We start from the raw sequence: 21,776 nt of genomic DNA, 5'->3' as shown, positions 1-21,776 counted from the left end.
CAAACCCACGCTATATGCGCACTTACGCAAGCTCGCGGATGGGGTCGTACCACTCGTCGTCGACCGCGATGAAGCCGGCGGTGTCGCCGAGGCTCCAGATGGCGCCCGTACCCTCGGCGTCCTCCGGGGCGAAGAGCTGCTCGTTCTCGGCCACCTCGGCGGAGGTCATGCCCTCGAGGATCTTGTCCTTGATGTCCTCGGGCAGCACGTCGGCGTTGTAGACGATGGGGCCGTTCAACACGGGCGTGGACTGGATGATGCCGAACTCCTTGCCCTGAACGCGGTCGAAGGGCTGCGCGGCACCCTCGGCCACACCGTAGACGGAGCCGGGCTGGTTCACGGCGTCGCGCTCGCCCTCGGGCACCGCGAGGTACATGTCGACGTCGATGTCGTCGAAGGCGGCCACGTCGGCGTCGCCCTGGAGCAGGTTGACGCAGCTACCGGGGTGCGAGTTGCCAAAGAGCACCTGGCTGAAGAAGCCGGGCTGGGCGAGCTCGTCGGTCGAGGTGACCTCATCAGGGAACTCGGTCATGATGGCGTTGCAGGGAACCTTGAAGCCGGAGGTCGAGGTCTGCGACACGAAGCTCATGCGCTTGCCCTTGATGTTCTTGATGGAGTAGCCGGTTGCGGACTCGGCGTCCTCGTACTCGGCCATCTGATCGGCCGGAACGGCGATGCGGCTGTAGTACTTGGCGCCGTCGAGCGTGCCCTCGGTATCGGAGGTGGTGAAGAGGGCGTGAACGTTCTCGTTCTTCTCCTGAGCCTGGATGTAGCCCTCGGCGCCGAGGTTGGCCATCTGGGCCTTGCCGGAGGCGATGGCCTCGATGGCGACGTTGTAGTCGGTGGTGGTCATGAGCTCGACCTCGACACCGGCGTACTCGGAGAGGACGCTGCCAAACTCCTCACGGCCAGCATCGAACTCGGCGGCGGACTCGTTGGGGAGCCACACCATGGTGATCTTGTCGAGGGTCGCGGTGCCCGCCTCGGCGGAACCATCGGTGGCGGCGCCGCCCTTGCCGGCATCGTTGCCGCAACCCGCGAGGCCGAGGCCCGCGACGACAGCGCCGGCGCCAACAATACCGAGGAAGGAACGACGGGAAATCTGGGTATTGGTGACGTTCTTCACCTTTGTCTCCTTTCGCGCGTCGCACCCCCATGGCACGACGACACCACTCGAGCGGTCCGCACCCTTGCGGCCGCCAAACCGGAGACGATAGTAGGGTGCCCGCGGCGGCAGATCGGGCCGCATCGACCATCCCTTGCCAACCGGTGACGAAGCCTGACGGCATCCGCGCGGTTTTAATTACACCTCGCTTGCCAAGCGGCCCTCCGGTAAAGAACGGTCCCACGGCGGGTAAGCAAATCGGCCGCGCAGAGCACCGCAACGTAAAAAGGGCGCCCGCAAAGCGCCCCCTCAGTAATGATTTGTTGTCAGACGGTGCCCCTGAACCGCGCGCGTAAGGATTTTTGTCTGCCCACCGTCAGCCCGCGGGCGGCCCGTGTTAGCGAAAAAACAGACGGCAGGCGTTATCCCAAGCTGCCCGCACAATGATGTCTGGATCCTCACCCGTACGCGTTGCGCGATCGCGCGCGAGGGCGTCGGCCGTAAACGCGATCATCGCGGGCTCGCACTCCAGGCCGCGGATGGGCTCGGGAGCCATATAGGGGCAGTCGGTCTCAAACAGCAGCCGCTCCCGCGGGCACGCCGCAAACGCCTCCCGGATATGCTCGTTGCGCTTGAACGTCGCCGCCCCGCCGAAGGCGATATGGCAGCCCAACTCGAGAAAGCGCTCCATCGTGGCGCGGTCCTCGCCAAAGCAATGTAGGACGCAGCCCGCTCGGGGCACGCCCACCTGCGCGAGTACCCTATAGGCGTCCGCATGGGCCGCGCGCGCCTCATCGCCCGCATCGTTGCGCAGGTGTAGCTCGACGGGCACATCGCGCGCAACCGCGAGCGCGAGCTGGCGCGCCATGACGGCCATCTGCACGTCATGCGGGGCGGCCGCGATATCGTCGTCCGCATCGTAGTGGTAGTCGAGCCCGATCTCGCCGATGCCCGCACAGAGCGGGTCCGCGAGCGCCTCCTCGAGCACCGCGTGGGTGGCATCGGTGTAATCGGGCGCTCCGTAGGGATGGGCACCAACCAGATAGCGCACCCGGTCGGCAAGCGTCGACCCCGCAGCCCGCGCGCTGTCGAGCCACCCGCGCAGCTGCTCCCGATACGCCGCGAGCCGCATGTCGTCGCCCAAAGGATCGAAGAGCGTCACCAGCGCCGTCACACCCGCGGCCTCCGCGCGCATGAGGACCTCGACCGGGTCCTTGGTCCAGAAACACGTGAGGTGCGCATGCGTATCGAAGAGCGGGGCGCTGAGGACCGGCGCGGCGTAGGTCTTGTCGCCGCGCTTGGTGTGCTTGGTAAAGACGAGCGGAGTGGCGCACGCAGCCGTGGAGCGCGCGGCATTGGCCGCAGTCGACGACCCCATCAGAGCGCCCCCGCGCCCTTGAGTGCACAGGTCAGCCGCACGAAATCTGCCGGCACGAGCGTCTCGGCGCGCGCCGTGGGCGCGATGCCGGCAGCCGCGTAGGCGCTATCGAGCGCCGCCTTGTCAAACCCGCATGCCGCCATGGAGTTGCGAATGGTCTTGCGGCGCTGGGCGAAGGCGGCGTCGATAACACGGCAAACCTGATCGGCATCCGGAGCCTCCGCGGCGCCTGAGGGTCCAGCAGAGCCGTCGCCCGCAGTCAACGCGGCCGGCGCATCGTCCGCCGCGGTCATCTGCGTGAGCGGACCTGTGCCCGCACCCCAACGGTCGAGGCGCACCACCGCCGAGTCCACGTGCGGCGCCGGCAAAAAGCAGCGCGGCGGTACCTCGAACCGACCTGTTACCTCGGCAAAGAGCGCGAGCTTAGCCGTATAGGCGCCGTAGGCCTTCGTGCCCGGGCGCGCGGCGATGCGGTCGGCGACCTCCTTCTGCACCATCACGACGGCGCGCGCGAGGGCGGGCATCCGCTCAAAGAAGTCGAGGATGATCGTCGCCGCCACGTTGTACGGCAAATTGGCGACAAACACCGTCGGCGCGCCGTCCGCCGCCTCCTCCACTAGGGAGAGCGGCACCTTGAGCGCATCGCCCATCAGGTAGCGGAAGTTGCCGTGCGCCACCGCATGCGCCGCGAGCACGGGCTCGAGCTCGCGGTCCATCTCAATCGACACGACGCGGCCGGCGTCCTCGATGAGGGCCAGCGTGAGCGTGCCGATGCCCGGCCCCACCTCGAGCACCCGCTCGTCTCCGGTAAGCTCCGCGAGCGCCATGATGCGCTCGATCACATGGTTATCGATCAGAAAGTTCTGACCCAGACGGTGCTTCGTCGCCAAGCCGAACGCCTCGAGAAGCTCGCGCGTGGCGGTGGGGTTCGCAAGCGGGGAGGTGGTCACAGGGTTCCTTTCTAAAAGCGGCTCCCCCGCGGGGAGCCGCACGTAAGACAAGCATGCACCCCAAGGCGCCGGCCGGTGAGAGCGCGATTGCGCTAAGGGGACTACTTCTCGTCCACCAGACGCGGGAACAGCGGGTCGCCCTTCTCGACGGGCGCGCCGCCTGCAAGGCCGCCCCAGCGGCACGCGGCCTCAAGATCGCGGGTGGGCGCGGGGTCGAGCGACAGGCGGCGGCGCACCTCGGCCGAGATGCTCGGCATAAAGGGATCGTAGAGCTCGGCGGCGATACGGATGACCTCCAGCAGGTTCCAGATGACAAGCGCGAGCTCGTCGGCCTTCTCCGGGTCCTTGGCGAGCGCCCAGGGCGCCATGTCCTCGATATAGTGGTTCGCAGCAGACACGATGGCGAGCACCTCGGCGGCGGCCCCGCTGTAGTCCATCGTCTGCATGCACGCGGCGTAGCGCTCAAAAATGCCGTCGCACGCATCGCGCAGCGCCGAGGGCTCGCTCCACGAGGCGGGGCGCTCCGGCGCGCAGCCGTCGAAATACTTCGCACTCATGTTGAGAGTGCGCGAGACGAGGTTCCCCCAGCTGTTGGCCAAATCGGCGTTGTACACCTGGCGCATGCGGCCCCAGCTGATGGGCGCGTCGGTACCGTGCACGACGTCGCTCATGAAGTAGTACCGGTAGGCGTCGACGCCGAGAAGCTCGAGCACCTCCTCGGGCGCGATGGCGTTGCCGCGGCTCTTGCTCATCTTCTCGACCTTGCCGGTCTCCTCGTTGCGCACGGTGAGAAAACCGTGCACGAAGACCTTCTCCGGCAGCGGGAGACCCGCCGCCATGAGGAGCGCCGGCCAGATGACGCAGTGGAAGCGGATGATGTCCTTGCCCACGACGTGCACCTGAGCGGGCCAGCGGTAGCTAAACTCGGACTCGTCGTCCGAGCCGTACCCGAGCGCGGTGAGGTAGTTGATGAGGGCATCGACCCACACATAGGCGACGTGCTTCTCGTCAAACGGGAACGGTACGCCCCAATCGAAGGTCGAGCGGCTGATCGAGAGGTCCTTGAGGCCGCCCTTCACAAACGAGACGACCTCGTTCTTGCGCGTCTCGGGCTGGATGAAGCCGGGGTTCGCCTCGTAGAAATCGAGCAGCGGCTGCTCAAAGGCAGAGAGCTTGAAGAACCAGCTCTCCTCCTGGATGCGCTCGAGCGGACGGTCGCAGTCCGGGCAGAGCGGGTGCTCGGGATCGGCCGGCTCCTCCCCGGCGGCGCGGCGCGCCTCCTCGTGATGGCGCACCTGCGTCTCGGTGAAGTACGTCTCGTCCGGACGGCAGTACCAGCCATCGTAGGCGTCCTTGTAGATGTAGCCGCGGTCGAGCAGAACCTGCAGAAACTTCTGCACGCCGGCGATATGGCGCGGCTGCGTGGTGCGGATGAAGTCGTCGTTGGAGATGTTGAGCGTCTGCCACAGATCGCGAAACGCCGGCTCCATGGAGTCGCACCAGGCCTGCGGCGAGGCGAAGCCGTTCTTCTCGGCGGCCTCAGCCACCTTCTCGCCGTGCTCGTCCATACCGGTCAGGAACTTGACGTCACGGCCGCAGGCGCGCTGGAAGCGGGCCTCGACGTCGGCCATGATCGTGCAGTAGGCCGTGCCCAGGTGCGGGCGGGCGTTCACGTAATAGATGGGCGTGGTTATGTAATACGACGGCTTGGTGTGCTCCATACCGCGGTTCCTTTCCGATGCGGCGCAGGGCCGGACGACCTTTGACTAAGGAGCAATTCTACCGCAAACGGCCCGCACACCGCCGGCGACATGCGCCTCTACGATGTCTCCCCGCGCCGGTGCTTCCGTCGTTTACGCTTGGCCAGCCCCCGCCTCGGCCTCCTCTGCCATCGCGAGGATGAGAGCGTACACGTCGCGCCGCTTGCGCGAGAAGCGCTGTGAGAGCCGCTTGGCTGCGGAGGACGCCGCCTCGCCCTCTGCCAGCGCCCGCCTGATCGCCGCGGCGAGCGCCGCGTCCGGATCTGTCCCCGCGTCCCCCTCGCCGCCCTCAGCCTGGGCCCACGGGGCGCAGCGGCGCGCGAGCTCCTCCTCATCGGGAGGTGCGACCACAACGACCATCTCGCCCTTGAGCTCGCCCCGCTCGCGCACCGTCCGCGCAAGCTCCGGCGCCGGGGCGCGCAGGACCTCCTCGTGCAGCTTGGTGAGCTCGCGACAGAGTGCCACCTCGCGCGCGGGATAAGCCTCGGCCAGGGCGTCGAGCGTGTCGCCCACCCGATGCGGCGATTCGTACAGCAGAAGCGCCCCCGGCACCGGAGCGAGCTCCGCCAGACGGCGCGCCCGCGCCGGCGCCTTGCGCGGCAAAAAGCCCTCGAAGAAGAAATGGTCGCAGGCGATGCCCGAGCTCACGAGCGCCGTGATGCAGGCGGTGGGGCCCGGGATGACCTCGACGGCGACATCTGCCGCCCGCGCGGCGTCGACGAGCACCTGACCCGGATCGGAGACCCCGGGCATGCCCGCATCGGACGCGAAGGCGAAGACCTCGCCGGCGCGCATCCGCTCGACGAGCCCCTGCGCCCGCTGCGCGATGACGTTCTCATCGCAGCGCACGAGCGGCTTGCGCACCCCGGCATACGCCAGAAGCTTGCCCGTCACCCGCGTGTCCTCGCAGAGCACGGCGTCCGCCGCGGCAAACGTCTCCCGCGCGCGCGGCGATAGATCGCCCCTGTTGCCGATGGGCGTGCCCACCACATACAGCTTGCCTGCGGCCATACCGCCCTCACGCTCCGACAACACCGGCGCCGTCCTCTAGTCGAGCATCGCGCGCTCGAGCGAGCCGAGTGCCACGCGGGCATCCCAAGCGACGATGCGCTTCTCGGTCTTCCACGTCTGGAAGAACCAGCCGCGGGCGTCCGCAAACGAGGCGAGCTGGTTTGAGATGAAGACGCGGGCGTACGCGGCATGCCCCTCGGGCGTGGTGGAGGCGTTTGCGAACACCGCCGCACCCGACCACTCCCCCACGATCACGGGGAAGCCCGCATCGCGCGCCTCCTTGATGAGGCGACGGTTGCGCGCGATCGCCGCCGAAAGGCCGCGCGGGCTCGTGATGTCCTGGGCCGTCTCGTCGCGGTAGTGGTAAAGATGCACATCCATAACGACGTTCTGGTACTTGTCACCGCTCATGAAGCGCTTCCACGCGCCCGGGTCGCCCGAGGCGGAAAAGACCACGAGCTTGTCCTCGGGCATATGGGTGCGCACGAGCTCGTACGCATCGCGATAGAAGTTGCGCAGGTAATGACGGGGGATGCCGTCGGTGGTGGTAAACAGGTTCACGCGGCGGCTCATGACGGGGGAATCGAGCAGTTCGAGACCGAGAAGCCCCGCCCTGTCGCCGTAGCGGCTGGAGAGGCGCTCGAGCACATTCAGAGCGATGTGGCGCCCGTTGGTCGAGGAGTGCCAAGCCGCCGTGGATTCGGGCGTACTCGGAGAGGCGTTCGAATCCCCCTGGCCGCCGGGGACGGTGGCAAGATCGAGCAGCACCCCCATGCCGTACTTCTCCGCCCACTCGAAGGCGCGGTCGATATAGTCGACCAAGGGGATGTAGACCTCGGACTCGCCCTGCGAGCCGAAGGCGTACCAGGGAACCGGCAACCGCACGGCGTTAAGACCGATGGCGGCGATGCGGCGGAAGTCCGCCTCGGTGATAAAGGTCTCGAGATGCTGACGGATGCGCTCGTTATAGGCGGTCGCACCGAGGGCCGCCTGCAGCTCCGAGGCGTTTGAGGCACCCGTTGCGGCAAACAGGGAGGGCGTGACCCACGGCTCGGGGATAAACCATCCGGAAAGGTTGACGCCACGAATTCGCTCCGCCATGCTCGCTCCATCCTCATTGCGCAACTGACGCTACCGTGCACCTGAGTATAGCCGATACCCCTCGCCCGCCCCGGTAAACGCTCCATGCGAAAGAAAATGCCAATTTCCTCTTGACCCCCTAAGAGATTTTGGTATATTTAACAAGCTGTCCTTGAGACAGACCCGGTCAGATAGCTCAGTTGGTAGAGCAGAGGACTGAAAATCCTCGTGTCGGGGGTTCGACTCCCTCTCTGACCACCCTTTGACTGCTAGGTCCGTAGGTTTACCTACGGACCTTTTGTTTTCAGCTTCCATGTAGACATCCGAAAACACATCGCCCGCGGCGTACCTCACGCGCCGTCGGGGCTAGAGCCCGTTTCTTCAGCCCGCTTAGGACCTATAAACAACTAGAGCCAGTCCCCGAAAGGACCGGCCCTTACAAAACCTCGAAGGTTTTTGCATCTGTGCACATCATGACATCAGTGCCGCGCCGCATCAAGAACCCTCGCGAGAAACACAAGATGCGACACGAGAGGGTTCTGCGTTCCATAGCGCGACATCGCCTCATCCATCAGAGGGCGGAGGCCGGCGACCGCGTCGAGTGCCGCCGGGGCGGCATTATCGCCTGCGAGCGTGTCGTGCAGGGCGACGGTGGTCACGAGCTGCTGCGTGCGACGGTTGCGCAGCTTAGCGCGGCGACCCTTGCTGTTGCGGATCCCATGGGCGTTCAGCCACTCGAACACGACCCCGGAGGTGGCGTGCCTCGTCTCGCGGTCGGGCAGGAAGCCGTTGCAGAGACAGCCCGCGTGGCTCGCGCAGTTGCGGACGGCCTTCACATCCTTCAGGGCATAGTGAATCTCCCGCCGACTCTCCTCGTCCCAGCGCTCGACGCAGAAAAGGTAAAAGGCAAGCAGCGTCCCAAACGGCACCACTTCCAGTAGGACCCACACGGGCATGGCGTCCCGGTAGTGATCTATCAGCGACCCCGCGTACTCATCCGCTTGGGAGCGCGATATGAGTTCGCGCCTCAGTCCCTCGCGAAAACGACGCGGCAGGGAGGATGCGAAGTCGGCGACGATTCCATAACCGTCCTCCCCGCGTCCGGCGGCCTCGGACACGAGCCGCGCCCTGATCGTGCGCTCAACATCTTTCGCCAGGAGGCGAAACGTCTCACGGAGTGCGTCGTCGAGACAGCTCACGTCCAGGAGGTCCCCGAAGTCGAGGTTCACGAACTTCCCAGCATGGGAGCCGTCCTCATGGCGCTGGAAAAGCACCGATAAGCGGAGAGATGCAAATAAGTCTCGCCGCTCGTAAGAATGTCAAGCGCACGGTCCTCCGCACAGCGCTCGAATGTGACGCCCTTGCCCTTGAGCAGCTCAACCTGCTGCTCAGGAGTCGTTATCAGCTTGATGGAAACCGCGTCACGCGCGCCGTCGTCAATGCTCCATACTGTGTACTTCTCGACACTATCCATCAGCAAACAATTCCACCCAACGCCCAATAGCCGAAGGGTTCGGTGCCCGACACGCGCTCCATCACGGCGCAAGCGTCGGCGCAGCGCACAAACCGCCCCGGCGCCACACCTTCGTAAACGGTGAGGACCCCGCCCGTCGCATCGAGAAACGCGATGTCGAGCGCGCAGCCCATACCGATGGTGTGCACCGCAGAGCAACGGGGAAAGCCCATAACAAGCCCGGAGCGCACGGCAGCGCGAGCGTCGCGCCCCATCATGCCGCGCAGCCGCTGTCCAAAGCGCTCGGCAATGAGGAGCACGCGGCAGTCCCATCCCAACGCCCGCGCCGCTCGTCGAAAACCATACGGGTCGAGACCCCGCCGGGCCCCGCCCCTGCGCCACGGAACCGTTACGCGCATCTTCTTGCACCTGCCTCTCATACCACCACCCCCGACCGCCACGGGTCGATCGTCACGCTGCGCTCATGCACGAGCTCCGCCGGCGCGCCCAAGGACACCCCTGCGATGCTCAGGGGACCGGGCCACACGGTGAAGCGCATCGTGCAGCGATAGGTGTGCAGCGCGCCGATGAGCGAGAGCACCGTCGATGCCTCGCCCTCGCCCTGCTCGCACGCGACGGCGACTTCGACCCCATATCCCTCCATCGCGCGGGCGAGCGCGCTCCTCACGTTCTCCACCGTATCGGCCGTTGCCTCCCCGCCCGCCGGCGAGACAGCCTCCGCCATCACGATGTCGGCAACGATGTGGTCGAAGCGCGCCGTCGCCGCCGCAAACTGCATCAGGTTGTAGACGATGAGCGCCACCACGAGGAGCACCGGCAAGACGACCGCCATCTCGACGGTTGCCTGGGCGCGCCCCTCGCATACGATGCCCCTCATGACGCCCCTCCTCTCACCAGGTCGCGCAACCGGATCGTCAACGGCAGGGAGCCCCCGCCGGGGAGCGGGATCTCTGCCAAGGTGAAGGTGAGCTCGTCGATGGTCTCGACCGCCCCGTATCCCAGCGCCGCGAGCAGCGCCTCGGGGTCGGTCGCTCCGACGGGAAGCGAGCGCATCAGCTCCTGCGCGTCGGCGAGCCCGCTCATGCCGGAGCGCGCGATCACATGAGAGGTGTCGGTGAGCACCGGCTTTACCAGCGACAGGTCGACCGGCTCCAAATCGAGCGCCGACGCGGCGCCGTCGATACGGTCGTTCAGCCATGACGCCACCGGTCCCATCCCCAGCGATGAGAGCCCCTCTGTCATCCCGTCGAATGCCGAGGCAAGACCGCCCGCCGCCTCGCCGTAGGACATCAGCAGGCTGCCCCAGAGCCCCATCACATCGTCCACGAGCCCTATAGCGCCGCCTCCCGTCTCCTCGGAGACGCGGGCAAAGAACTCGGACAGCACGTTGTGCGATGACGTCGCCGCCTCGGGCGCGAGCGCCGATGCGGAGAGCGCCCCGCGCGCGGCGAGAACCGACCCCGGCGCAAACGCCTGCGAGAGCTCCTCCGGCGTGGCGCTCTCTCCGGTCACCGCGACGCCGATGCACCCGTAGCGTCCCGGCGGGGCGATACGCGGTCTCTTTCCCGCCAAGGTGCCCAACGCCTCCTCGAAGGCGCCGGCCGAGGCGTCCGCCGCCTCTCGCGCCGCCCCCTCCAGGGCAAGCTCCTCGTTCCTGCGGACAACGTATTCGTCAAGTGCCTGGGTGAACGCCCGCAGGTGGTATTCGAACCCGCTGTCGATCGAGGTGGATGCAGCGGGGGTCTTGCCCACATCCCCAACGCCAAAACGGCACACCGGGCACTCGCGCGCCGCGCCGCTCTCCGTCGCCGCGAGGGCGAGCAGCGGCCCCGCCGCCCCGGTCGCACCCGGGCAACCGCTCCCGTAGTGCAGAGTGAGACCTTCGGCCTCGACCGTAGAGGGCCAGCGCGCATCGGAATACAGCGCCGTGCCCCGCACCTCATCGGTGTTGCGGGGGAGCAGTTCCAAGGTCGACACCATGCGTCCGTCCACCTCCTCGATGCGCGCCCCCTCCAGCTCCTGCAGGGCATAGGCGTAGAACGCATCGCGTGCGGCAGCGTCGGCGGCAGCCTCGACTCCCGGTCCTTCCGGCGCGTTGTGGGCGAGGCGCCAACGATAATAGGCGCGCGCCCGGTCGAGCGCCACCTGTGGCTCCCAGGTGATGCTCGAGGCGAAGTCGGGGTTCTCCGCCGCGGTCAGGCCAGAGAGGCGCCCGGCGCGCTCCTGCATGTTCGCCCCCTCGCTCCCGCAATCGGCAAGCCACGCCGCGCGCTTGGCATCCTCCGCCTGCTCCGCCGCGGCAGAAAGGGCGCGCGCCGCCTCATCGAGCTCGTCCGCCGTGGCCGTCAGCTCCTCGGTGGGAATGCCCTCCCCCTCCAGGGCGGGGAAGCGCGATGCGGAATCGCGCGGCGCGGCGAGAGCCGTCCCGGTGTAGGCAATCTCCTCCGTGCCCTGGGCGGCGCAGACCCTCGCGCCGTTGGCGGCGACCAAGTAGGGCAGGGCGCCCTCGAGCCGCGAGAGGCCCTCAGACGCGGACGCGGCAAGATCGTTCCTGAGGTCGAGCATTCGGATTCCCGCCTCCACGGTTTCCGCCGCAGCGGCCTGGGCGCCGGGGATGAGGGTCGCCACGAGCCCCGCCCCCGTCATGCAGAGACCTGCGAGCCCCATGCTCAGCACCGCCGCATCTACCACCGTAGCCGCCGTGCGATACGACGCCACCACGTTCGACCCCGCGAGCGCCGTGGCATCGGCGCTCGCCTGAACCTCTCCGGACCGGGCGGCGCTCCATATCGCCGTCACCGAAGAAAACAGGAGGGTCAGCACCACGAGCAGCGCCACGGCAGACGCCAAGGTGGTATAGGCCCCCTCCTCGAGAAAGCAGTCAATCCCAAACCGCCGTCCACGTCTCATAATCCCCCTCCAACCATGACGGCCTCCCCTCGTACGCGACCTCGACCGCAAGCTCGATGTCCCCCTGGGCGTTGCGCGTCCCCCAAAGGCCCGCGAAGGCGCCGAGCACCGGCAGCGGCTCCACCGCACCGGTCACCGTCACGCGCACCGACCCTGCGCCCGCCGCGGCCGCCTCGCAGGTGATGTCCCAGGCGAGCGGGCCTCCCGCGTGAAAGATCGCGACATCGGGCACGGCGGCGAGCCGTCGCAGCGCAAAGGCGCGGTAACCCGCCGCATCCGGTTGCTCGCTCGTGATCATGAGGCGCGCCGTCTGCCCCGCGGCGCCCTCCATCACCGCCCGCGTGTACAGAAGACACACCGGCTGCAGAGCCAAAAGCAGCACCGTGAGGAACACGGGGAGCAGAAACGCGGCCTCGACCGTCGCTTGGGCCCGTGTCTCCCCCGCGGCCTCAGTACAGGGCGATATCCAGCGCCCCCGTACCGTCCAGCTGGTGAGACGCCGCGTCTTGCGCAAGCCCCACCAAGGCCCCCTCCTCTCCCGCGCGCCAGAGAAGGGCGAGCGCCACCACGATGGCGAGAAGCGCCACCGTGACCACCGCGTACTCCACCGTCCCCTGAGCGCGCTCCTCGCCCCAGAGCGCCTCCAGGGCGCCGCCGCCCGGCACGCGCCGCGCGCGTGCGCCCCCGGCTGCCGCAACCATCCCTGCACCTCCATCATCTCCCCGTCCTCTACGAGGCGGCATCGTCCTCCGCCCAGAAGCGGACCACCTGCACCCGGGCGGTCGCGTCATCGGCGGCGCCCGTCACCGTCACCATGTCGACCCATCCCCGCGCATCGACGAGCAGAGCGCCCCAGACATCGCCCGCAAGGTCGACGTATCCGCTGGTCGCAAGCTCGCTCAAGCCCTGAGCCCGATAGGCGTCGAGGAGGGCGGAGGCGGCGCCGACGAGATCCCGGTCCTCCTCCCAAGACACCGTCGCTGGATTCTCTCCTGCCGCGCGCCCCCTCTCGAGCGCATCGTCAAACGTGTCGAGCGACGCTCCGCCCGTGGCATCCTCCTCTTGCTCGTCCGCAGCCGACTCGTCGGCTCCCCCCTCTACCAGCGGAATCCCCTGTCCCCTTGTCCCATCGGGATATTCAGCCGCCGGCGCATCCCCCTCTCCCCCGGCGGCAGAGGGGCGCGGCCCAGCGCCGCCCCCTCTCATGGCGAGCGCCGTTGCACCCATCAGGGCCAGGGTGATCGTTGCGGGCAGCAGCAGACGGGCCAGACGCCGGCAGCGCCTCACAAGCTGTTGATGCCGTCCGAGATCGCCTGCCACAGCTCGCTCACGCGGTCGCGGAAGGCGACGATGGCGATGATGGCGATCACGACGAGCACGCCGACGAGGATGGCGTACTCTGTGGTCCCCTGTGCGCTCTCCTCCCGCGCGAGCCGACACGCATCTTCCCGGACGCGCGCCACCCCCGTACGGAAGCGCTGCGCCCAGCCCTCAAGATATCGACCGACATACATAGATCCTCTTCCCATGGTTGACCTCCTCACCACATGCCGCTCGCCGCGACGAACGGCCCCAATATGGACAGCAGCAGCGCCGGCAGGATAAGCGTGCCGGTAGGTATCAGGAGCTTTACCGGCGCCTGCTCGATAGCGCGCTCGATCTCCGCACGATGCGCCGCGCGAATCTCGCGCCCTTGGGCGGCGAGCGTCTCCGCCAGGGGCGCGCCGAGCGCGATGGCCTCTGAGACGGCCACGGCAAACGATTCCAGCACCTTCATATGAACGCGGCGCGCAACCGCCGTCAGCTCCTCCTCGCGCGTCCCCGCCCCGATGCGCCACAGCAAAAGCGCGCGCATCATCTCCCTGGCAAGCGGGGTGTGCCGCGAAGCGCCGTAGAGCTCGAGCGCCGCATCGAACGAGAGCCCCGCGGAGAGCCCCAGATTGACAACATCGATCATCTCGGAGACCTCTGAGAGGGACACCCGGGCATCATCGGGGTCTTGGGGGCGCGCCAGACGATGTGCCGTGCGCTCGAGCAGCGCCCCGAGCACACGGAGCTCGTCGCGGACGCGATGGCCCAGCCACCGCAGCTCGTCCGCCCGCCACGACAGCCATGCCCCCACAGCGGCCGAGGTGCCCGCGCCCACCGCCGCGGCTCCCCACAACAGCCCTGCCATCACACCTTCACCTCCATGATCTTGCGGATGATGAGCCACGCGACGGCATCGAGCGCCAGCGCGACCACCACGGAAAGCGCCCCGGCGACAGACGCGATGCCCGCCCGGAAATCCGGCGAGAGCAGCGTCAGGGCGCCCATGAGCACCACGGGCATCGCCGTCACGAGCCGTGCCGAGAGACGTGCCTGCGCGGTCTTGACCTCCAACCGGCGCGCAAGCTCAATGCGCTCCCCCACCATGCCGGCGGCACGGCCGAGCAGATCGCGCAAGGGGGCGCCCGTGCGCTGCGAGACCGCGAGCGCCGTCGTCACGAGGCCGAGCCCCGGCGCCGGCAGGCGGCGCAGCAGCTCCTGCAGGGCCTCATGCGCGGGCACGCCGCACGTGATCTCGAGCGAGGCCTCGAGAAACGCCGACCGAAGAGGCTCCTCGGCGTGCGCCCCCACGAAGCGCAGCGCCTGCGCCAGAGAATGCCCCGACCCCAGCGAGATGGCGAGCGCTTGGAAGGCCTCGGGCATGGCCGCCTCGACGCGCCGGGCAGTCTCGCGCGCACGGCGCGCCGCGCGGGAGGCGCAGACCGCCGCGGGGGCAACCGCCCCCACCAGAAGACCCCAGGGCGAGAGCGCGACGACAAAGCCCAGAAGCGCCCCCGCGGCCACCTGCAGGTAGAGCGTTCCGCGCGCAGCGGTGCGCTCGCGCGCGGCCGGCCCTACAAGCGGCGCCGCCAGATGCGCGGCCTCAGCGGCCCACGCGTCCACCACCCGCTCGACCCGCGCCGGCACGTGCACCCATCCGCCCAGGCGCCGGGCGAGCGCAAGCGCGCGCAGACGCAGCACGTCGGAGTGCACCCTCCCCTCACCGCGGCGGGAGCCTGCGGGCGAGGCGATGTCGAGTGCAGCGCGCACGGAGACGGCGGTCAGCGCCCCTACTCCCCAGGGCATGAGCTCCTCCATTGCGCCACCTCCTCCTCGCTCAGCGTGCCCGCCTCGAGTGCCCGCGCGATAAACGGCGGCTCGCGCTCAAGGCGCCATGTCGCCGTGGCACGGTCGAAGGAGACGTAGCGCTCGAGCGCGACGCCCCCGCCGGGTGCGCGTGACACGCCCGAATAGGTCGATACGAACCGGCGGCCATCGGGGCGGCGCTCGGACATGACGATGCCGTCGAGCGCAAGGGCGATCTGCTCCTCGATGAGCTCCGACGGCAGGTTGATGCCGTAGCGTGCCAAAAGCGTCAGGCGCACCACCGCCTCCTCTTCGCTCCCCGCGTGCAGCGTGGTGAGCGAGCCGTCGTGACCCGTCTGCATGGCGCTCAGCATGTCGATCGCCTCGCCGCCGCGCACCTCGCCAACCACGATACGGTCGGGCCGCATGCGCAGCGCGTTGGCCACCAGGTCGCGGATGGTGACCGCGCCCTCGCCCTCGATCGATGCCTCGCGCGCCTCGAGACGCACCACATGGGGGTGCCGCGAGAACTTGAGCTCGGCTGCGTCCTCGATGGTGATGATGCGCTCCCCTGTGGGAATCTCGCTCGACAGCGCGTTGAGAAGCGTCGTCTTACCCGAACCGGTGCCCCCCACCACGGCAAGATCCTGCCTGAGCGACACCGCGCACGAGAGCAGGCAGGCATACCACTCCGGAAGCGAGCCCAGGCGCACGAGTTCGCGAAGCGATGTGATGCGATCGGAGAACTTCCTGATGGTGAGAATCGGGCCGTCGAGGGCGATGGGCGGAATAACCGCGTTGACGCGATACCCGCTCTTGAGGCGCGCGTTCACGAGCGGACTCCGCTCGTCGAGGCGGCGCCCGAGCGGAGCGACGATGCGGTCGATAAGGATGCGGATCTGCTCGTCGCTCTCAAACAGGCTCTCCATGGGGTACAGCACACCGCGGCGCTCGAAGAAGGCGGAACGGCACCCGTTGACCATGATCTCGCTCACCGTATCGTCGTCGAGCAGGGGCTGGAGCGGACCCAACCCGACGATATCGTCGATGACGCCCTCTATAACCCGCCCGCGCAGAGCGCGGTCGAACTCGAAGAGGCCCTGCGCGTTCACCATCGCCTCGACGGCGGGGCGCAGCTCGGCTCGCGAGCGCTCGGGCTCGTCGCCGCCCACGATGCGCACCATCTCGTCAAAGCCCACGCGGGCGATGGCGTCGCGCTTGACAGCGCTCACGAGCGCACGGCGCTGCACCACCGCCTGAGATCGACCCGCCTGGCGCGGCGAGCCCTCTGCCGCGCGGCGCATACGTTCCCGCACGCTCATGGCTCCCATCCCCCTCCCCGCTTCCAGGGAAGGCGGATGCGCACGCGCGGCTCGGCGGGAGCGGCCGGCGCATCGTCCGCCGCGCCGACGCAGCCGAGCTCGCCGAGCAGGGTGTCGGTGAGGGCGCACACGCTCGCCTGAAACGCCCCGGGCTGAGCGAGCACCCGGTCGAGCCGTCCGACCGCTGCGAGCCCCGGCAAATCCGAACCCCCTTCGTCGATACGCGCCTTCATGCCGAGCGCCGTCGTAAACTCGAAGCGCGCGGCGGCATCCTCGGCGCCCTCGCGCGACGAGCACCGGTTGAAGACGCTCACCATCTTGGTGCGGGAGACGCCGATGCGTGCCGCCAGATCGATCGCGCGCTCGGCGGCCGCCGTCGCACCCACCCTGTCGTCGCCCACCACCAGGCACCGGTCGCAGGCGGCAACCGACGCCGCCACGGCATCGGTCCACGTGACCGACGTGTCCACGATGATGAGGTCTGCCTCTCGGCGCAGCAGGGGTATGAGCTCGTCTACCACGGGCCCCATAAGCTCCGCCTGCTCGGGCGCCTGCACGGGACCCCAGAGCGTGAGGCCGGGCCCCACCCGCATGGAGGCGCGCACCAGCTCGCCCTCGGTCAGGGCCCCCAGGGAGACAGCGGCTGCCAGCGGCGCTGCATCGCGGGGCTCCTCAACCCCCAAGAGCGCGTAGAGGTTGCCAAACATGAGGTCGAGATCGATGAGCGCGCACCGCAGGCCCCGCGCACTGGCCCTGAGCGCCATCGCGCCCGCCAGCGTGGTCTTGCCGCATCCGCCGCGCCCCGAGATGAGCGTCACCAACGGCGCCGCAGGAGCGCTCTCCTCCGTGGAGGGAACATCCTCGCAACGGGTCGCGTGCCCCCGGCGGGGTATCACCTCGGCGACAACCGGCTCGGCAACCCCCGTCCGCTCCGGTTCGTCCAAATCATCCGCAAAGGAACCCGCACCGGCCAGCGCCCGGGGCACCGCCTCCGCGACGGCCTCCTCCGGAGGAGAAGCCATCCGCATGTCACCATGGGGCGCCCCGAACGCTTCCTCATCGCAGGCGCGCGGCCGCGCGGGCGCGCCTGCGACGCGCTCCGTCTCCGCACGTTCCTCTTCCTCGCTATCGTCTGGAAGCGCCCTCGCTCCCGCGATGACCTCGGTTGCACCCGCCTGGAACAACCGCGCGGCGAGCGCGGCGTCCGTCTCGGGGCAAAGCGCGATGACCTGGCACACCGGTGTATCCCGGGGCAGTGCCTCAAGTGCCTCCAGCACCCGCGCGCCCGATGCCGCAACCGCCACGCCGACCTCTGTTTCCGCCTGCGCGAACGCCAAGACCACCGTCGCGAGCGACGCGGCGCCGTCGACCCGCATGATCTTCGCCTGAGGAGAGCGCGCCGCGATCTCGCGCTGAATCTGGGGGTAGGCCTCGCACGCACAGCAGGCAAGCCAAATCGTTTCCATCAGGAAGCCCCTTCCTCATCGGCTGGAGCGGCCGCCCCGCCGTCCTCCACTGCCTCGTCATCCGACGCCGGGACGCTCTCGTCGGGCGCCGCATCCGTCTCGTCGGGCAGCTTCGCATCGGGCAGCGTCAGACTCACCGAGCCGCGCGCCGTCGCTGCAAGAACCTCGCTCACGCGCTCCGGCTCGACGGCGAGCGTGGCCCAGCTGATCGCCGCCCCACCCGCCTCGCTGCCCTCGGCGCTCGTCGCGATAACCGTCGCCCGGCACAGGCGGTCCGCGACGCCGTTGGTGGAGACGTACACGTCCACCGCATCGCCCGCGGCCAAGGCGCCGCCCACGGCATGCTCCTCGTCCACCGCGACAGAAACCGCCACCGTGCCCGCCGGCACCTCGATGGCGCCGTCGCCCCGCTCGAGATAAACGGGGCTGATAACCGCACGGGCCGGGATAGCCGATGTCGCGCGCTCGCCGACGAGGTTGTCGAGCGAGGTTTCCGCATCTTCCGGAAGCAGACTCGCCACCCACTCCTCGACATGAACATTCGCCTCGCTCAACACCTCGCCGGCATCGACGTCGCGCGTCGCGACGCACACGCTCACCAGATCGCCCCCGTAAGCCGCGAGGGCCTCCTGCCGCATCTGCTCCGCTTCCGCGCGCACCGAGGAGCCGTACCAGAGGGCCACGACGCAAGCGAGCACTCCCGAAGCAACGCTCAGCAGCAATTTGGTGGTTCGTCTCACGCTTCGCACCCGCCTTTCCCGCACCCGAGCCTCCGTCCGGCTCCCCTGGCTTCATTCTCAGAGCGGATGTGCGTGCTCTTGGGCACAATCTCAGAAAGTCGGTGCGGCATCCAACCAATCGCTGTGCGCAGATCTGACACGCCGGTCAGGTTTGCGACAGATTCAGCGGGAAAGTCGCCCAAAACCGGTTGGATAAAAAGTGAAGCAGTTCAATTGCGGTGCGCAATCAGAACCACCCCTAAAAGGGGTGGTTTGCTCTTAGGGTATAACCCTCGGAATGCCGGCCCGCGTCTAAAGGCGCCGGCCTTCACGCTGTTCAGGCCGCACGGCATCTTGACTCGCGGCCAGCCGGTCAAACCGGCGCTAGCCCCTCTTCTTGGGACCCCTCGAGAACGGGTCCCCGTGCTCCTTGACGCTCAGCCGGTCCAGCGCGATGTCCGCCTTCTCCTGCTCGCGTATGCACTTCGCGGCCGTCGCCTCGTTCAGCCCGACGGTCGACACGTAGTAACCCGCCGACCAGAACTTCCTGTTGCCGAACTTGCACTTCATGTTCGCGTGCCGGTCGAATGTCATCAGCGGGCTTTTCCCCTTCAGGTAGCCCATCACGCTCGCGACGCTGCACTTCGGCGGTATCGCCAGCAGCATGTGCGCGTGGTCGGGCATCAGGTGCCCCTCGATGATCTCGATCCCCTTGTACTGGCAGAGCTTCCTGAATATCTCCCCCAGGTCGGACCTGGTTTGGTTGTAGATGACTTTCCTTCTATACTTCGGCGTGAACACGATGCGGTACCTGCACGGCCACTTCGTGTGCGACAGGCTGCAGGCCTTCTGGGCCATACGCCACCACCGCCCTTCCGACTCGGATTGCCTGCGGCCCGAACAATCGCAAGTGTCCGGCGGGAGGGTGGTCTCGTAAAGCAGGCCGTTGTCCGCCCGCCTAGCGGGTGGGTTTTTGCGCGACGCGCTGCGCGCGCCGCACAGCACCCCGGCACCCAACGGCGCCGGCAGCGTATCCGCTACAGCTTTACGTCCGGATCGAGACTCTGGGCGCTCACGCGCATCGCCCGCGCCAAGGTCAGGCACGCCTCGAGCCGCACCGAGTCGAGCTCGCCCGCGGCCTCGGCCTCGCGCACGGCGCAACCCGGCTCATGCGTATGCGTGCAATCGTTAAAGCGGCAGCCATGCGCCGCCTCCACCACCTCGGGAAAGACGCGCGCCAGCCCGCGCTCATGCCCCACCAGGGGCAAGCTCCTAAGACCCGGCGCATCGGCAACCACCCCGCCACCGGGGAGCGAGACCATCACGCGCGCAACCGTGGTGTGCCTGCCCGCGTCGTCGCGCTCGCGCACGGCACTCGTGGCCAGCACCTCATGCCCAAGCAACGCGTTGAGCAGGGTGGACTTACCCGCACCCGATTCTCCCAGAATCATGGCGCACGTCCCCGCCGGCACACGCTCGCGCACCGCGTCTACGCCCTCGCCCTCTGCCGACGAGGTCACCACCACGTCAACGCCCGAGCCCACCAGCCGCCGCACGCGCCCAAGCTCATGCTCGAGCTCGTCCGGCGTGCAGCGATCGGCCTTGGTGAGCACCACGGTCGCCGCCGCGCCGCAATCCGCCGCGAGCACAAGGGAACGCGCGATGCGGTCGAGCAGCACCTCGCCCGCACCGAGCGCCGCCACCACGAGCACGCGGTCAACGTTGGCGCAGAGCACCTGCCGCTCGCCGCGGTTCTTGCCGCGCCAACGCTCAAAGGCGTTGCGCCGTGGCAGCACGCGCTCAATCACGCCCATGTCGTGCCCTGGGGCGAGACGAACCGCCACCGCGTCGCCGATGGCGGGCAACAGCCCCTCGTCGCGCTCGCGGTCGCGCTTGGCAAAACCCACGGCGTGCTCGGCGCGAAACGTCGCCTCCGCCGTCGTCACCAGGGGAAACCCCCGGTCGAGCCTGATCACAAACCCGAGGTGCATCTCGTCGGGGGCTTCGCTCCCCACCCGAAACGCCTCAAAGGCCGCGCGCTGCGCATCGTCCACACGGAGGTCGTCGAACGACGGGGCATCGGCCAGGGCTGCGCCGGAGGGCAGCGATGCGATCGCCGCGGCATCCAGGGCCGCATCCGCCCCTGCGCGCCGCCGAGCGCCGGCGCGCGAACCCGTCTTCTTTCGAGCTTTCTTTGCCATGCACACCTCCGCAAGCTACCTGCGGAGATTATAGCAGCGTCTTGTCTGGGCTAACCAAGAGGCTCCAAAACCGGCAATCTGCCGCCTTGCACCCGCGCGGGGCTTCAACGGCATGCTGCGGCATGGCACTGCGCAGCTATGACCGCGGCGAGAAGTCCTTGCCGGGAAACACTGCCGTGAGCACCTCGGGTGCCGGAACGACGACCTCCCTGCCGTCGGCAAGGGTATAGATCACCGCCCCGCTCACCAGCATGATCCTAAGCTGACAGTGCACGGGATCCTGCGGGTTGAACCCTCCCCGCCTGCCAAAACACCCGTCGACGAACTCCCGGTAGCGCTCCATCGACGAATACGCCGCCGCGGGCAGCTCAAACGGCGTGCGGGCGCGCTCGTCAGGTGCTCCCGCATCACATGTGCCTTCGTCGCCCGGCTCACGCTCGCCATCTGGCGCCAGCATGTCCTCCGTCAGCCACAGATCGGGTGCGGCCAGCTCCTCTTCCCCATCTCTCATGATGCTCGCCACCCGTTTCGCACCTCCACGGTCCGCCCCGCCACGCGGCCCGGCAGCACGCCGCTTGCCCGTCTTCTCCCCGGATGCCCGTCTCAGCAGTCCTCGTCGGGCGCCTGGCCGTCGTGCGCCGCCCATGCGCAGGGGCCGAGCGAGATGTCGCTGAACCGCGCCGTGAACGACGAGTCTTCCGGCGATGCCGCATACACGCCCACGCGCACCACGCCAGCAGCCTCGTGCAGATGGCAGATGCGCATCTGCTGCCAACTTGCGCCGTCACCGGAGCACTCGATACGGAAGTCGCCTTCGCGGCGGCTCAGGCGATACCACATCTGCCGCGTAGACGCGGGGATCTCGGTCGTCGCCCAGTCGGACCACCCGTGGTTGGTAACGACGCTCCCCAGATGCTGGTACTCCTCGTTCTCGTACTCAACCGACGCCTTGATCCAGTTCTCGGCGTCAAGGTAGAGCGCGACACCACACTGGTCGAAGCGATGGTGCGCGCCGGAGAAATCCGTGCGCACGACGAGCGAGAAAAAGCGCTCGGCAACCTCGAGCTGCAGCACCGGCGCGTTGTCGTTGCGAAAGTGATAGTAGGTGCGCTGCCACAGGTCGGTCCCGGGCTCCGTGGTGATGGCAAGCTCGCCGTCGGCAACCTCCCAAGAGCGCGGTAACGTACAATTTCTTGCGCACTTTGACAGCGGAATAGCGTCCAGATAGGAAGGAGGGCACGGCCCGCCCCGGTATGATTCTGATTGTCGAGAAAAGAAACATGCTG

At 68.1% G+C, this 21,776-nt stretch carries 24 protein-coding genes and 1 tRNA gene; 1 reads left to right on the top strand and 24 read right to left on the bottom strand.

Annotated elements, in window-relative coordinates; all coding sequences use genetic code 11:
* Positions 1-22 precede the first annotated feature (22 nt).
* The 6 genes from B5F70_RS06015 to B5F70_RS05990 all read right to left on the bottom strand — a co-directional run bounded on the left by B5F70_RS06015 (position 23) and on the right by B5F70_RS05990 (position 7,305).
* A complete protein-coding gene (locus tag B5F70_RS06015; RefSeq protein ID WP_206383512.1) occupies positions 23-1,126 on the bottom strand; it encodes a phosphate/phosphite/phosphonate ABC transporter substrate-binding protein in 1,104 nt (367 codons plus the stop codon).
* Between the two features lie 376 nt (positions 1,127-1,502).
* Positions 1,503-2,483: a TatD family hydrolase gene (locus B5F70_RS06010; protein ID WP_087204664.1), complete on the bottom strand. Its 981-nt coding sequence runs from the start codon at positions 2,481-2,483 to the stop codon at positions 1,503-1,505.
* Entirely contained in the window at positions 2,483-3,433 is a 951-nt protein-coding gene (gene rsmA / locus B5F70_RS06005; RefSeq protein WP_087204663.1) for a 16S rRNA (adenine(1518)-N(6)/adenine(1519)-N(6))-dimethyltransferase RsmA, read from the bottom strand. The genes B5F70_RS06010 and rsmA overlap by 1 nt, the downstream gene beginning before the upstream one ends.
* A 101-nt stretch (positions 3,434-3,534) precedes the next feature.
* Entirely contained in the window at positions 3,535-5,154 is a 1,620-nt protein-coding gene (metG, locus tag B5F70_RS06000) for a methionine--tRNA ligase (RefSeq protein ID WP_087204662.1), read from the bottom strand.
* A gap of 132 nt (positions 5,155-5,286) precedes the next feature.
* Complete coding sequence (rsmI, locus tag B5F70_RS05995) at positions 5,287-6,204, bottom strand: 16S rRNA (cytidine(1402)-2'-O)-methyltransferase (RefSeq protein WP_087204772.1); 918 nt, start codon at positions 6,202-6,204, stop codon at positions 5,287-5,289.
* 36 nt (positions 6,205-6,240) lie between these two features.
* A complete protein-coding gene (locus B5F70_RS05990; RefSeq protein WP_087204661.1) occupies positions 6,241-7,305 on the bottom strand; it encodes a cellulase family glycosylhydrolase in 1,065 nt (354 codons plus the stop codon).
* Between the two features lie 164 nt (positions 7,306-7,469).
* Here B5F70_RS05990 and B5F70_RS05985 point away from each other — a divergent pair.
* Positions 7,470-7,542 (top strand) — tRNA-Phe (locus B5F70_RS05985).
* Positions 7,543-7,763: 221 nt separating this feature from the next.
* Here B5F70_RS05985 and B5F70_RS05980 read toward each other — a convergent pair.
* The 18 genes from B5F70_RS05980 to B5F70_RS05905 all read right to left on the bottom strand — a co-directional run bounded on the left by B5F70_RS05980 (position 7,764) and on the right by B5F70_RS05905 (position 21,699).
* Positions 7,764-8,513 carry an Abi family protein gene (locus B5F70_RS05980; RefSeq protein ID WP_158094945.1) on the bottom strand — a complete coding sequence of 250 codons (750 nt, stop codon included), beginning with the start codon at positions 8,511-8,513 and terminating at the stop codon, positions 7,764-7,766.
* Positions 8,510-8,758 carry a hypothetical protein gene (locus tag B5F70_RS10620; RefSeq protein WP_158094944.1) on the bottom strand — a complete coding sequence of 83 codons (249 nt, stop codon included), beginning with the start codon at positions 8,756-8,758 and terminating at the stop codon, positions 8,510-8,512. Before B5F70_RS10620 ends, B5F70_RS05980 begins: the two co-directional genes overlap by 4 nt.
* On the bottom strand, positions 8,758-9,057 hold the full coding sequence (locus tag B5F70_RS05975) for a DUF192 domain-containing protein (protein WP_241145920.1): 300 nt from the start codon (positions 9,055-9,057) through the stop codon (positions 8,758-8,760). The genes B5F70_RS10620 and B5F70_RS05975 overlap by 1 nt, the downstream gene beginning before the upstream one ends.
* Before the next feature lie 116 nt (positions 9,058-9,173).
* Positions 9,174-9,635, bottom strand: a complete 462-nt coding sequence (locus B5F70_RS05970) for a hypothetical protein (protein ID WP_087204659.1) — start codon at positions 9,633-9,635, stop codon at positions 9,174-9,176.
* Positions 9,632-11,668: a hypothetical protein gene (locus tag B5F70_RS05965; RefSeq protein ID WP_087204658.1), complete on the bottom strand. Its 2,037-nt coding sequence runs from the start codon at positions 11,666-11,668 to the stop codon at positions 9,632-9,634. The genes B5F70_RS05970 and B5F70_RS05965 overlap by 4 nt, the downstream gene beginning before the upstream one ends.
* The gene (locus B5F70_RS10850) at positions 11,640-12,134 is read right to left on the bottom strand and encodes a TadE family protein (RefSeq protein ID WP_343283727.1); all 495 of its coding nucleotides are present in this window, start codon (positions 12,132-12,134) and stop codon (positions 11,640-11,642) included. The genes B5F70_RS05965 and B5F70_RS10850 overlap by 29 nt, the downstream gene beginning before the upstream one ends.
* Positions 12,118-12,369, bottom strand: coding sequence for a hypothetical protein (locus tag B5F70_RS10845; protein ID WP_241145919.1), 252 nt, complete (start codon positions 12,367-12,369; stop codon positions 12,118-12,120). The genes B5F70_RS10850 and B5F70_RS10845 overlap by 17 nt, the downstream gene beginning before the upstream one ends.
* A 28-nt stretch (positions 12,370-12,397) precedes the next feature.
* A complete protein-coding gene (locus B5F70_RS05955) occupies positions 12,398-12,988 on the bottom strand; it encodes a hypothetical protein (RefSeq protein ID WP_143753932.1) in 591 nt (196 codons plus the stop codon).
* Positions 12,952-13,197, bottom strand: a complete 246-nt coding sequence (locus B5F70_RS05950; protein ID WP_239463112.1) for a hypothetical protein — start codon at positions 13,195-13,197, stop codon at positions 12,952-12,954. The genes B5F70_RS05955 and B5F70_RS05950 overlap by 37 nt, the downstream gene beginning before the upstream one ends.
* An 11-nt stretch (positions 13,198-13,208) precedes the next feature.
* On the bottom strand, positions 13,209-13,844 hold the full coding sequence (locus B5F70_RS05945) for a type II secretion system F family protein (protein ID WP_087204656.1): 636 nt from the start codon (positions 13,842-13,844) through the stop codon (positions 13,209-13,211).
* Positions 13,844-14,794: a type II secretion system F family protein gene (locus tag B5F70_RS05940; protein WP_087204655.1), complete on the bottom strand. Its 951-nt coding sequence runs from the start codon at positions 14,792-14,794 to the stop codon at positions 13,844-13,846. Before B5F70_RS05940 ends, B5F70_RS05945 begins: the two co-directional genes overlap by 1 nt.
* Positions 14,767-16,104 (bottom strand): CpaF family protein, encoded by a 1,338-nt coding sequence (locus tag B5F70_RS05935; protein WP_087204654.1) that lies wholly within the window; start codon positions 16,102-16,104, stop codon positions 14,767-14,769. Before B5F70_RS05935 ends, B5F70_RS05940 begins: the two co-directional genes overlap by 28 nt.
* A complete protein-coding gene (locus B5F70_RS05930; protein WP_087204653.1) occupies positions 16,101-17,570 on the bottom strand; it encodes a P-loop NTPase in 1,470 nt (489 codons plus the stop codon). Before B5F70_RS05930 ends, B5F70_RS05935 begins: the two co-directional genes overlap by 4 nt.
* Positions 17,570-18,310, bottom strand: a complete 741-nt coding sequence (gene cpaB, locus B5F70_RS05925) for a Flp pilus assembly protein CpaB (protein WP_087204652.1) — start codon at positions 18,308-18,310, stop codon at positions 17,570-17,572. The genes B5F70_RS05930 and cpaB overlap by 1 nt, the downstream gene beginning before the upstream one ends.
* Before the next feature lie 363 nt (positions 18,311-18,673).
* A complete protein-coding gene (gene tnpA / locus B5F70_RS05920; protein WP_087204651.1) occupies positions 18,674-19,147 on the bottom strand; it encodes an IS200/IS605 family transposase in 474 nt (157 codons plus the stop codon).
* 179 nt (positions 19,148-19,326) lie between these two features.
* On the bottom strand, positions 19,327-20,490 hold the full coding sequence (rsgA, locus tag B5F70_RS05915; protein ID WP_087204650.1) for a ribosome small subunit-dependent GTPase A: 1,164 nt from the start codon (positions 20,488-20,490) through the stop codon (positions 19,327-19,329).
* Between the two features lie 136 nt (positions 20,491-20,626).
* Positions 20,627-21,001 carry a hypothetical protein gene (locus tag B5F70_RS05910; RefSeq protein ID WP_143753931.1) on the bottom strand — a complete coding sequence of 125 codons (375 nt, stop codon included), beginning with the start codon at positions 20,999-21,001 and terminating at the stop codon, positions 20,627-20,629.
* A gap of 92 nt (positions 21,002-21,093) precedes the next feature.
* Entirely contained in the window at positions 21,094-21,699 is a 606-nt protein-coding gene (locus B5F70_RS05905; protein WP_087204648.1) for a DUF1349 domain-containing protein, read from the bottom strand.
* Between the last annotated feature and the right edge of the window lie 77 nt (positions 21,700-21,776).

It is taken from the genome of Collinsella sp. An268, from assembly GCF_002159765.1.
Lineage (GTDB): Bacteria > Actinomycetota > Coriobacteriia > Coriobacteriales > Coriobacteriaceae > Coprousia.
The sequence above is the reverse complement of the archived record's forward strand: the minus strand, read 5'-3'. Positions and strand labels throughout refer to the sequence as shown.